The organism is Sphaerisporangium rhizosphaerae (genome assembly GCF_042665155.1).
Lineage (GTDB): Bacteria > Actinomycetota > Actinomycetes > Streptosporangiales > Streptosporangiaceae > Sphaerisporangium > Sphaerisporangium rhizosphaerae.
In genome coordinates this window covers 37173-49888 of the sequence record NZ_JBHTCG010000049.1, presented here as the reverse complement: position 1 = coordinate 49888, position 12716 = coordinate 37173, and the positions used below count along the sequence as shown (strand labels likewise).

Annotated in this window: 9 protein-coding genes and 1 pseudogene; 7 read left to right on the top strand and 3 right to left on the bottom strand. The window is 73.1% G+C overall.

All coding sequences use genetic code 11. The annotated features are described in order from the left end of the window. Positions 1–126: pseudogene (locus ACFQSB_RS37940) on the top strand (IS630 family transposase); the annotation flags it as partial. Here ACFQSB_RS37940 and ACFQSB_RS37935 read toward each other — a convergent pair. Further along, complete coding sequence (locus ACFQSB_RS37935; protein WP_380832011.1) at positions 123–680, bottom strand: thioredoxin family protein; 558 nt, start codon at positions 678–680, stop codon at positions 123–125. The pseudogene ACFQSB_RS37940 and the gene ACFQSB_RS37935 overlap by 4 nt on opposite strands. Before the next feature lie 360 nt (positions 681–1040). Here ACFQSB_RS37935 and ACFQSB_RS37930 point away from each other — a divergent pair, with 360 nt between their 5' ends. After that, complete coding sequence (locus ACFQSB_RS37930; protein WP_380832009.1) at positions 1041–1415, top strand: VOC family protein; 375 nt, start codon at positions 1041–1043, stop codon at positions 1413–1415. A 217-nt stretch (positions 1416–1632) separates the two neighbouring features. Here the strand turns inward: ACFQSB_RS37930 and ACFQSB_RS37925 are convergent, their stop codons facing one another. After that, positions 1633–4149: a DNA gyrase/topoisomerase IV subunit A gene (locus ACFQSB_RS37925; RefSeq protein ID WP_380832007.1), complete on the bottom strand. Its 2517-nt coding sequence runs from the start codon at positions 4147–4149 to the stop codon at positions 1633–1635. 234 nt (positions 4150–4383) lie between these two features. On the opposite strand from ACFQSB_RS37925, the gene ACFQSB_RS37920 reads away from it, so the two are divergent. Both ACFQSB_RS37920 and ACFQSB_RS37915 read left to right on the top strand, forming a co-directional pair. Beyond that, positions 4384–6600: a RecQ family ATP-dependent DNA helicase gene (locus ACFQSB_RS37920; RefSeq protein ID WP_380832005.1), complete on the top strand. Its 2217-nt coding sequence runs from the start codon at positions 4384–4386 to the stop codon at positions 6598–6600. A gap of 65 nt (positions 6601–6665) precedes the next feature. Then, positions 6666–6836, top strand: a complete 171-nt coding sequence (locus tag ACFQSB_RS37915; RefSeq protein WP_380832003.1) for a hypothetical protein — start codon at positions 6666–6668, stop codon at positions 6834–6836. Between the two features lie 13 nt (positions 6837–6849). Here the strand turns inward: ACFQSB_RS37915 and ACFQSB_RS37910 are convergent, their stop codons facing one another. Continuing rightward, the gene (locus ACFQSB_RS37910) at positions 6850–7743 is read right to left on the bottom strand and encodes a carbohydrate kinase family protein (protein ID WP_380832001.1); all 894 of its coding nucleotides are present in this window, start codon (positions 7741–7743) and stop codon (positions 6850–6852) included. Between the two features lie 153 nt (positions 7744–7896). On the opposite strand from ACFQSB_RS37910, the gene ACFQSB_RS37905 reads away from it, so the two are divergent. The 3 genes from ACFQSB_RS37905 to ACFQSB_RS37895 all read left to right on the top strand — a co-directional run bounded on the left by ACFQSB_RS37905 (position 7897) and on the right by ACFQSB_RS37895 (position 12650). Beyond that, positions 7897–10674, top strand: coding sequence for a bifunctional acetate--CoA ligase family protein/GNAT family N-acetyltransferase (locus tag ACFQSB_RS37905; RefSeq protein ID WP_380831999.1), 2778 nt, complete (start codon positions 7897–7899; stop codon positions 10672–10674). Positions 10675–10931: 257 nt separating this feature from the next. Beyond that, the gene (locus ACFQSB_RS37900; protein ID WP_354848421.1) at positions 10932–11522 is read left to right on the top strand and encodes a DUF5998 family protein; all 591 of its coding nucleotides are present in this window, start codon (positions 10932–10934) and stop codon (positions 11520–11522) included. 324 nt (positions 11523–11846) lie between these two features. Further along, the gene (locus ACFQSB_RS37895) at positions 11847–12650 is read left to right on the top strand and encodes a sulfurtransferase (RefSeq protein WP_354917683.1); all 804 of its coding nucleotides are present in this window, start codon (positions 11847–11849) and stop codon (positions 12648–12650) included. Positions 12651–12716 lie beyond the last annotated feature (66 nt).

Below are 12716 nucleotides of genomic sequence, written 5' to 3'. Positions count from 1 at the left end.
GACATCCGCGCCTGGATCGCCCACTGGAACCAGAACCCCAAACCCTTCGTATGGACCAAGACCGCCGAGGAGATCCTCGAATCACTCGCTAAATATTTGGGACGAATTTCAGGCGCGGGACACTAGTCGTTCCCCGGCTTCCACTTGATGCCGCAGCCGAGGCTGGGGTTCTGCGGGCCGGGGACCGGCCGCCCGGCGAGCACCGCGTCGATGGCGCGGCGCAGCGACGAGCCGGTCACCGGAACCTGGTTGGACGGCCGCGCGTCGTCGAACTCGCCGCGGTAGGCCAGGCGGCGGCCGGCGTCGTAGAGGAAGAAGTCCGGCGTGCAGGCGGCGTGGTAGGCCCTGCCCACCTCCTGCGACTCGTCGACCAGGTAGGGGAAGCCGAAACCGGCGCGCTCGGCCTGCTCGGCCAGGTGCTCGGCGTCGTCGTCGGGGTAGTTCACCACGTCGTTGCTGCAGACGGCCACCGTGGTGACCCGGTCGCTGTAGTCGGCGGCCAGCGCGCCGATGCCCTCCTCGATGCGGCGCACGTAGGGGCAGTGGTTGGACAGGAAGACCACCAGCGTCGCCGGGGCCTGCCGGAGCCCGGCCAGCGACACGCGGCCACCGTCGATGGACGGCAGGTCGAACTCAGGCGCGGGGGTGCCCAGCGGCACCATGAACGAGGTGACGGCCATGCCGCCATTCTCCCGCACCGGCCCGGCCGAGATCCCCGTCCGCACCGGCCCGGCCGAGATCCCTGTCCGCACCGGCCCGGCCGGGATCCCTGTCCGCACCGGCCCGGCCGGGATCCCTGTGGGCGCCGGCCCGGCCGATATCCTCGTCCGCACCGGATCGGCGGGATCACGTCCCTCTCGCTCGCCGCCGCCGGGTCCCGCTCTTGGGACGCCGTTTGACCTTCTCCCATCGGGTAGGCGGATCACGGCCGCGCTTCGTCGAACCGGCCGGACAGGTGACAACGAAATGCCGGGCCCGGCGACACCACTGTAGGGTGCTCGCTGGTGCCGCACGGGTACGGCGGAGAAACGGGAGTGACAATGGCGGAGATCGCGCGCTTGCGGAATATCGTGCTCGACTGTCCCGACCCCAGGCCGCTGGCCGAGTTCTACGCGTCCGTGATCGGCTGGAAGGTCGCCTACGAGGACGATGAGTGGGTCAGCCTCAGCGACGGCGGCCAGGTCAAGCTGTCGTTCCAGCGGGCCGAGAGTTACCAGCCGCCCAACTGGCCGAGCGCCGAGCATCCCCAGCAGGCGCACCTGGACCTCACCGTGGACGACCGCAAGCAGGCCGAGATCGAGGTGCTCGCCCTCGGCGCCGTCAAGCACCCGCACCAGCCCGGCGAGTTCGACGGCAACTTCACCGTCTTCCTCGACCCCGCGGGCCACCCCTTCTGCCTCTGCGACGCCGGCTGACCCTTCCGCGCGCCGGCCGGCCGGCGCGCGGCTCACCGCCACCCCGGCCCCGGCCACCCCGGCCACCCCCGGTTTCACGCCGAGGAGCGGCCGAGCCCGGCTCAAGTCCATGCCGAGGAGCGGCCGAGCCGGCTCAGGTTCACGCCGAGAAGCGGCCGAGCCTGGAACCCTCACGCTCGTCTCCCCGGGCCGCCGGCGGGCGTCCGGCGGCCGGCGCTCAGGGCGTCTCGGCCGCGTCCAGGGACCGCCCATCGGCGGGGGAGGCGTCCAGGTCGTCGTCCGCGGCGCTGCCGAGCGCTCCGCCGATGGCGGCGACCGGAGCGCTCAGGCGCACGCCCGAGCCGTCGCGGCGTCCCAGCTCGACCGGCAGCTCGACCGGCTTGCCCGTGGACGACACGGCCTTGATCGGGGCCGGGCCCGCCCAGGCGAGGATGAGCACGTCCTCGCCCTTGAGGAAGCGCTGGGCCCGCACGCCGCCCGTGGCGCGGCCCTTGGGCGGGTACTCGGCGTAGTCGGAGACCTTGGCGCCTCCGGTCTCGGTGCCGGGCAGCGCCGTGGCCGCACCGGCGACGGTCACCACGCGGGCCTCGCGCGCCGGGTCGACGACGCCGAACCAGACGACCTTCGCGCCGCCGTCCAGCCGGATGCCGGTCATGCCGCCGGCCGGGCGCCCCTGCGGGCGCACCGACGAGGCGGAGTAGCGCAGCAACTGGGCGTCGGAGGTGATGAACACCAGGTCGTGCTCCTCCGAGGTCAGCTCGACGGCGCCGACCACGCTGTCGCCGGGCTTGAGGCCGATGACCTCGAAGTCGTTGCGGTTGGCCGGGTATTCGGGCACGACCCGCTTCACCATGCCCTGCGCGGTGCCCAGGGCCAGCCCCGCGCCTTCCGGGTCGAGTGAGCCGAGGCCGACGACCAGTTCGCCGGCGTTCAGCGTCACGTACTCGCTGACCGGGTGGCCGCCCGACAGCGACGGCGGGCTCGCCGACGGCGGCAGCGTCGGCAGGTCGACCACCGACACCCTGATCAGGCGGCCGGCGGAGGTCACCACCCCCACCTCGCCGCGCACGGTGGAGCGGACGACCGAGACCAGGACGTCGTGCGCCGAGCGTTCGTCGCCCGACCCCAGCGGCGAGGCGTCCGCGGTGCGGGCCAGCAGGCCCGTCGAGGACAGCAGCACCTGGCACGGGTCGTCGGCGACCTCCAGCGGGATGGCGCCCGGCGTCGTCACCGGGCCGCCTTCCAGCAGGACGGTGCGGCGAGGGGTGCCGTAGGTCTTGGAGACCTCGGCCAGCTCGTCGGAGACGACCTTGCGGAGGCGGTCCTCCGAGGACAGGATCGCGGTCAGCTCGGCGATCTCGTCCTGCAGGGTCTGCCGTTCGCGCTCGAGTTCCAGCTTGTCGTAGCGGGTGAGGCGGCGCAGCGGCGTGTCGAGGATGTAGTTCGCCTGGATCTCCGACAGCTCGAAGATCTGCATGAGCCGCGAGCGCGCCTCGGCGGAGTCCTCCGAGGAGCGGATGACCTGGATGACCTCGTCGATGTTGAGCAGGGCGATGATGAGGCCGTCGACCAGGTGGAGGCGGTCCTCGCGCTTGCGCCGGCGGTAGGTGGAGCGGCGGCGCACCACCTCGATGCGGTGGTCGACGTAGACCTGCAGCAGCTCCTTCAGGCCCAGCGTGCGGGGCTGGCCGTCGACCAGCGCCACGTTGTTGATGCCGAAGGTCTCTTCCATCGGGGTGAGGCGGTAGAGCTCGGCGAGCACGGCCTCGGGGTGGAAGCCGTTCTTGACCTCGATGACCAGGCGCAGGCCCTTGTGCCGGTCGGTGAGGTCCTTCAGGTCGGAGATGCCCGAGAGCCTCTTGGAGGTCACCAGTTCCTTGATCTTGGTGATGACCCGTTCCGGGCCGACGTTGAAGGGCAGTTCGGTGACGACGATGCCCTTGCGGCGCGGGGTGACCTGCTCGATGGTCGCCTTGGCCCGCATGCGGAAGGTGCCGCGGCCGGTCTCGTAGGCGTCGCGGATGCCCGCCAGGCCGATGATCGACCCGCCGGTCGGCAGGTCGGGGCCCGGCACGAACCGCATCAGCTCGTCCAGGGAGGCGTCCGGCCTCTTGATCAGGTGGCGGGCGGCGGCGACGACCTCGACGAGGTTGTGCGGGGCCATGTTGGTCGCCATGCCGACCGCGATGCCCGCCGCGCCGTTCACCAGGAGGTTGGGGAAGGCGCTGGACAGGACCGTCGGCTCGGTCTCCTGGCCGTCGTAGTTGGGCTTGAAGTCGACGACGTCCTCGTCGATCGACTGGACCATGAGCATGGCCGCGGCGGCCAGGCGCGCCTCGGTGTACCGCATGGCGGCCGGCTGGTCGTCGGGCGAGCCGAAGTTGCCGTGGCCGTCGACCAGCGGCAGCCGCATCGAGAACGGCTGCGCCATGCGCACGAGCGCGTCGTAGATCGCGGTGTCGCCGTGCGGGTGGAGCTTGCCCATCACGTCGCCCACGACGCGGGAGGACTTGACGTGCCCCCGGTCGGGGCGCAGGCCCATCTCGCTCATCGAGTAGAGGATGCGGCGCTGAACCGGCTTCAGACCGTCGCGCGCGTCGGGAAGGGCGCGCTGGTAGATCACGGAGTAGGCGTACTCCAGGTAGCTGGTGCGCATCTCGGTCGAAACGTCGATGTCGACGATTCGCTCCTCGAAGTCCTCGTCTTGCGGGGGCGTGGTAGTCCGTCGGGCCATATCGAACATTGTGCCGAAGCCCAGAGGCACTCCGCGACACGAAGCCCTTTTACCTCCCGGCGCACCGCGGATCCCTGGCGCCTTCCCCTCCCCCCTTCCAACCTGCGCCACCGCAGTTCCACCGCCGCTCCACCGCCGTTCCACCGTCCGGGGACGGCGCCTGAGGGGCGCGGGTCGTCCACAGGCGTGGCGCGGGCGGCCGGAAAGGTCGCCCGGACCTGATAGCAAGGAGTCATGGTTGACGACAGTGGCCTGCGGGCCGAGGCCGAGCTGAAGCTGCGGGAGCTCGCGGGCGATCACGCGGCTCTGCGCGATGACCAGTGGTCCGCCATCCGGGCGCTGGTCGTCGATCGGCGGCGCGCGCTCGTGGTGCAGCGCACCGGGTGGGGCAAGTCGGCGGTGTACTTCATCGCGACCGCCCTGCTGCGGGCGCGGGGCGCGGGGCCGACGGTGATCGTCTCGCCGCTGCTCGCCCTGATGCGCAACCAGATCGCCGCCGCCGAACGGGCGGGCGTCCACGCCGCCACGATCAACTCGGCGAACATCGACGAGTGGGACACCGTCCACGCCGAGGTCGAGGCCGGCGAGGTCGACGTGCTGCTCGTCAGCCCCGAACGGCTCAACAACCCCGACTTCCGCGACTTCATCCTGCCGAAGCTCGCGGCCGGGGCCGGCCTGGTGGTCGTCGACGAGGCCCACTGCATCTCCGACTGGGGTCATGACTTCCGTCCTGACTACCGCCGGCTGCGCACCCTACTGGCCGACCTCCCGCCGGGCGTGCCGGTGCTCGCCACCACCGCCACCGCCAACGCCCGGGTCACCCGCGACGTCGCCGAGCAACTGGGCACCGGCTCCTCCGCCGGCGCCCCTTCCGGCTCCGGTGCCCTGTCCGGCGCCCCATCCGATGTCATGTCCGGTGCCTCATCCGATGCCCTCTCCGACGCCTCGTCCGGCTCTTCGCCGCAGGCGCCTTCCGGCGCGTCCGACGGCGGCACGCTCGTGCTGCGGGGCCCGCTCGAGCGCGACAGCCTCCACCTCGGGGTCGTCCGGCTGGGCACGGCCGAGCAGCGGCTGGCCTGGCTCGCCGAGACGCTGCGCGACCTGCCGGGCTCGGGCATCATCTACACCCTCACCGTCGCCGCCACCCAGGAGATCGCGGCCTACCTGCGCGACCAGGGGCACGAGGTGGCGGCCTACTCCGGCCAGACCGACCCGGCCGAACGCCTCGCCGCCGAGCAGGCCCTGCTCGGCAACCGGCTGAAGGCCCTGGTCGCCACCTCGGCCCTCGGCATGGGGTTCGACAAGCCCGATCTCGGCTTCGTCATCCACGTCGGCGCCCCGGCGTCGCCGGTGGCGTACTACCAGCAGGTCGGCCGGGCCGGGCGCGGGGTCGAGCGGGCCGAGGTGATCCTGCTCCCCGGGCCGGAAGACCGCGACATCTGGGCCTATTTCGCCTCGCTGGCGTTTCCCCCCGAGCCGGTCGTGCGAGCCACGCTCGACACCCTGGCCGCAGGAGGCATGATGTCCACGGCCGCGCTGGAGACCCGGGTCGATCTCAGTCGCAACCGGCTCGAGATGATGCTGAAGGTCCTGGACGTGGACGGCGCCGTCAAACGGGTCAAGGGCGGCTGGCAGGCCACCGGCCGGCCGTGGGCCTACGACGCCGACAGGTACGCCCGGGTCGCCGCCGAGCGGGCGGCCGAGCAACGCGCCATGCTCGGCTACATCTCCACCACCGAGTGCCGCGAGGAGTATCTCCGTCGTCACCTGGACGACGCCACCGCCAAGCCCTGCGGCCGCTGCGACAACTGCACGGGCGCGCACCGTCCGGTCGAGATCGCCTCCGCCGCCGTCCACCGGGCCCGCGAGCGGCTGCACCGCCCAGGCGTGGAGGTCGAGCCGCGCCGCCAGTGGCCCACGGGCCTCAAAGAGCTCGGCCTGTCCGGCCGCATCCGCCCCGAGATCGCGGCGGAGCCGGGGCGCGCCCTCGGCCGGCTCACCGACATCGGCTGGGGCAACGTCCTGCGGCGGCTGCTGGCCGAGGGGGCGCCCGACGGGCCGGTGCCCGACGAGGTGTTCGACGCGGTGGTCGCGGTGCTGAGCGCGTGGCGCTGGGCCGAGCGCCCGGTGGCGGTGGTGACCATGCCGTCCGCGACCAGGCCGCTGCTGGTCTCCACCCTGGGTGAGCGGCTGGCCACCATCGGCCGGCTGCGCCACCTCGGCTCACTGACCTACCGGCAGGGCCCTCCCGGGCGTCAGCACAACAGCGCCCAGCGGGTGCGCGCGCTGCGGGGCACGCTGGCGCCGCCGGAGGCCGATCTCACCGGCGGCCCGGTGCTGCTCGTGGACGACCGCGTCGACACGGGGTGGACCATGACCATCGCGGCCGCCCTGCTCCGCCAGTCCGGCGCCCCGGCCGTCCTGCCCCTGGCCCTCGCCACCACCAACTGACAGAGATGAGGTAGACGAGTACCTCCCGATGGGGTCTGACCCATCAACTGACAGAGAGGTCGCACATGGCGAGCCGCACCACCGCCCCGGCGACACCGGTCGGCGACCCCCAGTGGGAACGGTCAGGACGCGGCGAGAAGATCGCGGGCGCGGCGGGAGCGCTCGCCGACGCCCGGCGCACGCCGTCGAGCGGCAGCGCCGAGGCGGGGTGGGAACGGTCGGTGCCGGAGGTGTGAGTGGCGTGGTGGGTCAGAGGCGGGGGCGGGCGCCGAGGTTGCTGATGGCCTTGGCGGCCAGGGCGTTGCCCGCGGCCAGCGCGTCGGCCGGCTGCTTGCCCTCCAGCCACGGCTGCAGGAAGCCCGCGGTGAAGGCGTCGCCCGCGCCGGTGCCGTCGACGATCCGCTCGATGTGATCGGCGGGCGCGCGGACCGGCTCGGGCCGATTGTTGGTGTACCACAGGGAGCCCTCGGCGCCCATCTTGATCACGACCTGCGGGAACCAGGCGGTGAGCACCTTGGCGGCGGAGGCGGGGTCGTCGCGGCCGGTCAGCACCTTGGCCTGGGCGTCGTTGGCGAACAGCAGCTTGGCGCTGTGGGTCCACTCGAGGAACGGCTCGGCGCCGGTGCGCTCGAGCGGTGCCGCCGAGGCGCAGTCGATGGAGATCGACATGCCGGCGCGGCGGGCGTGGTCGAGCGCGGCCAGCCCGGCGTCACGCGAGCCGTCGTTCAGCAGGGTGTACCCCGAGACGTGCAGGTGACCGCCCTGGGCGAACAGGTCGCGCGGCAGGTCTTCGGGAGACAGCGCGGCGTTGGCGCCGGGGTCGGACAGCAGGGTGCGTTCGCCCTTGTGGGTGACGAGCACGACGCAGGTGCCGGTCGGCCGTTCGGGATCCATCACGAGGCGGGCGTCCACGCCGTACCCCATGAGCTCCATGTCACGGTTACGGCCGGTGATGTCGGCGCCGCGGCGGCCGACGAACGCGACCTCGGCGCCCTCGACGGCGAGCCAGGACGCGATGTTCGCCCCGGAGCCGCCACCGTGCATGGTGACGACGGCCGGAGTGTCGCTTGCCCTGGCGAGAGGGTAGCGGGCGCGTGCGACCGCATCGGTCATCAGATCGCCCACCACGACAACCCGGGTCATGATGTCACCACCTTGCTGGCACTACAGGAGGCTGCTGACAGAAAACCTAACAGCTTCAAGCCGGGGCGTGGGGCATAGAGCGGACACCCGTGCACAGTCGATGCACAAGCGTTGCCCAACGAATCGGACAGACGGCCGCTTACCCTCATCAATGTGGAACCTCACTACCCGGCCCACTGGGAGGCCGACGTCGTGCTCGCCGACGGGGGCACCGTACACGTGCGTCCCATCCGGCCCGAGGACGGCGACATCCTCCGCGCCTTCTACTCCCGGCTGTCGGAACAGTCGATCTACTTCCGGTTCTTCGGCCCGCGTCCGCGGCTGTCTGACCGCGAGGTGGCCTGGTTCACCACCGTCGACTACGTGGACCGGGTGGCGATGATCGCGACTCTCGGCACCGAGATGGTGGCGGTCGTCCGCTTCGACCGCCTGGGCCGGCAGGACGCGGCCGAGGTGGCGTTCCTCGTCGAGGACGCCCACCAGGGCAGGGGCGTCGCCTCGGTGCTCATGGAACACCTGCGGGCCGCGGCGCGGGAACGCGGGATCAGGTCCTTCATCGCCGACGTGCTGCCGGCCAACAGCCGCATGATGGCGTTCTTCCGTCACGCGGGCTACACGGCGCAGAGCCAGTTCGAGGACGGCGTCGTGCGGATGACGCTGGACCTGGCGACCACGGAGACCTCCCGCGAGGTCACCATGGCACGCGAGCACCGGGCGGAGGCCCGCTCGATCGAGCGGCTGCTCACCCCCACCTCCGTCGTCGTCGTGGGCGCGGGCCGCGAGGCCGGCGGCATCGGCCAGACCGTGCTGCGCAACCTCCTCGGCGCCGACTTCAACGGTCCGGTGTACCCGGTGCACCGCGAGGTGCGCGCGGTCGCCGGCGTCCGGGCCTACAAGAGCGTCTCGGCGATCGACGGTGACGTGGACCTGGCCGTGGTCGCCGTCCCCGCCGACGCCGTGCTGGACGTGGTCGAGGAGTGCGCGGAGAAGGGCGTCAGGGGCCTGGTGGTCGTCTCGTCCGGCTTCGGCGAGACCGGACCCGAGGGCCGTGCCCGCCAGGACGAACTGGTGCGCATCGCCCGCGCTTACGGCCTTCGCGTGGTCGGGCCGAACTGCCTGGGCATCGCCAACACCGACCCCAAGGTCCGCCTGAACGCCACCCTCGCCGCCCGGCTGCCCGGCAGAGGGCGGGTCGGCTTCTTCAGCCAGTCCGGCGCGCTCGGCACCGCGCTGCTGCAGCGGGTGGCGCAGCGGGGCATGGGCATCTCGACGTTCGTGTCCGCCGGCAACCGGGCCGACGTGTCCGGCAACGACCTGCTGCAGTACTGGGAGCAGGACCCGGCCACCGACGTGATCCTGCTCTACCTGGAGTCGCTGGGAAACCCGCGCAAGTTCGCCCGGCTGGCCCGGCGGACGGCCCGCGAGAAGCCGATCGTCGTCGTCAAGAGCGGCGGCGTCACCCAGGGCGTGCCGGTCGGGCACGCGGCCCCGGTGCTCGGGCTGCCGGACACCGCGCTGACCGCGCTCTTCGAGCAGGCCGGGGTGATCAGGGTGGACGACCTCGCGCAGCTCTTCGACGTCGCGCAACTGCTCGCCTACCAGCCGCTGCCCGAGGGGCCGAGGGTCGGGGTGGTCAGCAACTCCGACGCGATGGCGCTGCTGGCCGTGGACGCGTGCGTGGCGGCCGGGCTGGAGCCGTGCCCGCCGGCCAACCTCGGCGCCCGCGCCGGGGCCCTGGACTACCGCCGGGCGCTGGCGGACATGGACTGCCAGGTGGACGCCATCGTCGCGATCTACATGCCGCCGGTGCCGGGAAACGCCGCCGAGGTCGCGGCCGAGCTGGTCCGGGTGGCCGAGGAGACCGGCAAGCCGCTGCTGGCCACCTTCGAGGGCCGCATGGGGATGCCGGAGGAGCTGCGCGTCCCAGGGGAGGGCGGCGACCCCGGCAAGGGGTCCATCCCGTCCTATCCGGCCGCCGAGGAGGCCGTGCGCGCTCTGGCCCACGTGGTCCGCCACGCCCTGTGGCGCCGTACGCCGCCCGGCATGCCCCCCGGCCTGCCGGACGTCGACACCGCGGCGGCCAGGGTGGTGGTCGACCGCGTGCTCGCCTCTCCCGAGGCGCATGACGGCGCCCGCGGACAGGACCGGCAGGAGCCTTCACGGCGGCCGCCCGAGGAGGGGGCCGCCGATGGGGAGACCACCCCCCCACAGGGGCCGGCGTCCCTGGCCGCCCGCGAAGGGCCGGCGGCGTCGCCGGTCGCCGGGGCGGTGGAGGCCGACGCCACCGAGTTGCTCGCCTGCTACGGCGTGCACGTCTGGCCCTCACGGATCGTCTCCTGCTCGGAGGAGGCCGTCGAGGCGGCGCGGGAGCTGGGCTGGCCGGTGGTGGTGCGCGCCGACGACCCGGAGATCTCCCACCGGGCGGGCACGGTGCGGCTCGGCCTGTCCGACGCCGGCGGCGTCCGGCTGGCCTACGACGACCTGGCGGCGCGGCTCGGACCAGGGGTGAGGCTGTCGGTCCAGCGGATGGCGCCCCAGCCCGCCGTGGCGACCGTGGTCAGGGCCGTGGACGACGCCGACTTCGGCGCCGTCGTGTCCTTCGGGCTCGGCGACATCACGGCCCGGCTGCTCGGCGACGAGGCGTTCCGGCTGGCGCCGCTCACCGCGGAGGACGCCGCGGCGCTGGTGCGGTCGGTCCGCGCCGCGCCGCTGCTGTTCGGGCGCCACGGGTACCCGCCCGTGGCGGTCGGCGCGCTGGAGGACCTGCTGATCCGGGTGGGACGGCTGGCCGACGAGCTGCCGGGAGTGGTGCGGCTGGTGCTGGACCCGGTGCTGGTGGGGGAGTTGGGGGTCAGCGTGGTCGGCGCCCGCGCCCTGCTGCGGGGCGGCGTCGGCCCGCGCCCGGACCGGGGCCCGCGCCGTCTCCGATGAGCCGGGCACCTCCGGCGAAGGGGGGCGCGGTTCCGCCGGGCGTCGCGCTGTTCGTTTCACGACCGGACGCCGCGCGAGCCACACGCTCGCCCTGAGCGTAGAAGGCCGCCTGTGGAAGTGACGGCGGACGTCTGCTGTGGTGGAAGCGGCGGATGGTCGCCGATCGCGGCGCGGCGCGGGCTCTCCCAGGCCGAAGGGCGCCCAAGGTGAGCGCCCATGAGGTGAAACACCGTGCCGAGACAGGGCAGGATGGACCCATGAGGGAAACCCGAGTCTCGGCCGCTGGTTTGCGCGAGGCTATCGAACGCAGCGGTTACTACCCCGATCTCGTGGCCGACGCGGCGGAATCCGCGCTGGGTAAGGAGCAGGTGACGGCGTTCGTCGTCCACCATGAGGCCACATTCGACCCTGCGATGGAGGTCCGCAGGCATGTCACCGTCGTGATCCTCTCACCCACGCGGCTCCTGGTGTGCCACACCGACGAGCACCCGCCCGCCGATGGCATGCCCACCTCTCACGCCTCCACCACCACCGAGGCGGTGCGCCTGAGCCGCGTCCAGTCGGTGGCGGTCACTCGGGTGGTCCCCGACCCCGCGGCGTACGTGCCGGGGGTGCCGCCGACCGAGGTGACGCTCACCATCGGCTGGGGCGCCATCTCCCACGTCGATCTCGAGCCGGCCACCTGCGGAGATGAGAACTGCGAGGCCGACCACGGGTACACCGGCGCCATCACCGCCGACGACCTCTCGCTTCGCGTGAGCGAGGCCGCCGATGGACCGGAGGCCGTCGGCAACGTGCTGGCCTTCGCCAAGGCCCTGTCCGAGGCGACCGCCCGCTCGGCGAGCTGACACCCTCCGGCGCCCGCGCGGCGCCGGCCGCGCGCGGCGCCGCCCCGCCCGGACCGCCGGGACCGCCGAGGTCCCGGCCCGTCCCGGCGGGCGGGCCACCGTGACGCCTCCGTAGGGGTGCCACAGACGACACGCCGATCACCTGGTGCGGCGGACGCCCGGCGTGGTTGACTCCGGGAACGCGGGCCGGTGACCTTCTCACCACCGGTGACGGCCGCGACCAGCAGGGGGCGGGCCGGAGACCGGCCACCACACGCACACGAGAAGGAGGCAAGGGGCTACCTCCCATGGCCGACACGGCAGGGCGTCCGCCCCGGAATTCCCATGAGCCCGTTGATCAGTCCTGGTGACCTTGGCGACGCGACGATCCTTGATGTGCGGTGGCGGCTGGTAGGCGCGCCCGGCATCGACTCCTACCGCGAGGGGCACCTCCCCGGCGCGGTCTTCTGCGACCTGGACCGCGACCTCGCCGCCCCGCCCGGCGCGGGCGGCCGCCACCCGCTGCCGGACGCCGGCGCCTTCCAGGAGGCCATGCGCCGCCTCGGGGTGTCGGCCTCGCGAAGGGTCGTGGTCTACGACGAGGCCGATTCCACGGCGGCGGCCCGCGCGTGGTGGACGCTCCGCTACTTCGGGCACCCCGACGTGCGCGTGCTCGACGGCGGCTACCGCAGGTGGGCCGAGGAAGGCCACCCGGTGACCAAGGAGGAGCCGGCCGTCGAGCCCGGCGACTTCACCGCCCGTCCGGGCGGGATGCCGATGCTGGACGCCGCGCAGGCGGGCGCGCTGGCCGGGGAGGGGGTGCTGCTCGACGCCCGGGGCGCCGAGCGGTACCGCGGCGAGGTCGAGCCGATCGACCCGGTCGCCGGGCACATCCCCGGCGCCGTCAGCGCGCCCACGATGGAGAACGTGGACCCGTCGGGGCGGTTCCACCCCGCCGAGTTCCTCCGCGAGCGCTTCATCTCCTTCGGGGCCCTGCCCGAGGTGCCGGTGGGCGCGTACTGCGGCTCCGGCGTCACCGCCGCCCACGAGGTGCTGGCGATGGAGATCGCGGGCGTCCACGCCGCCCTGTACGTCGGCTCCTGGTCCAACTGGGTCGCCGACTCCTCCCGCCCGGTCGAGAAAGGCTGACCGCCCCGGCCCGGCGCGTCCGTACGGCGGCCCGTCCGCCGTACGGCGGCCCGTCCGCCGTACGGG

Excerpts from the sequence above, each read along its gene's own strand:
- ACFQSB_RS37935 (WP_380832011.1), bottom strand. The coding sequence starts at position 680 with ATGGCCGTCACCTCGTTCATGGTGCCGCTGGGCACCCCCGCGCCTGAG.
- ACFQSB_RS37930 (WP_380832009.1), top strand. The coding sequence starts at position 1,041 with ATGGCGGAGATCGCGCGCTTGCGGAATATCGTGCTCGACTGTCCCGAC.
- ACFQSB_RS37925 (WP_380832007.1), bottom strand. The coding sequence starts at position 4,149 with ATGGCCCGACGGACTACCACGCCCCCGCAAGACGAGGACTTCGAGGAG.
- ACFQSB_RS37920 (WP_380832005.1), top strand. The coding sequence starts at position 4,384 with ATGGTTGACGACAGTGGCCTGCGGGCCGAGGCCGAGCTGAAGCTGCGG.
- ACFQSB_RS37915 (WP_380832003.1), top strand. The coding sequence starts at position 6,666 with ATGGCGAGCCGCACCACCGCCCCGGCGACACCGGTCGGCGACCCCCAG.
- ACFQSB_RS37910 (WP_380832001.1), bottom strand. The coding sequence starts at position 7,743 with ATGACCCGGGTTGTCGTGGTGGGCGATCTGATGACCGATGCGGTCGCA.
- ACFQSB_RS37900 (WP_354848421.1), top strand. The coding sequence starts at position 10,932 with ATGAGGGAAACCCGAGTCTCGGCCGCTGGTTTGCGCGAGGCTATCGAA.
- ACFQSB_RS37895 (WP_354917683.1), top strand. The coding sequence starts at position 11,847 with ATGAGCCCGTTGATCAGTCCTGGTGACCTTGGCGACGCGACGATCCTT.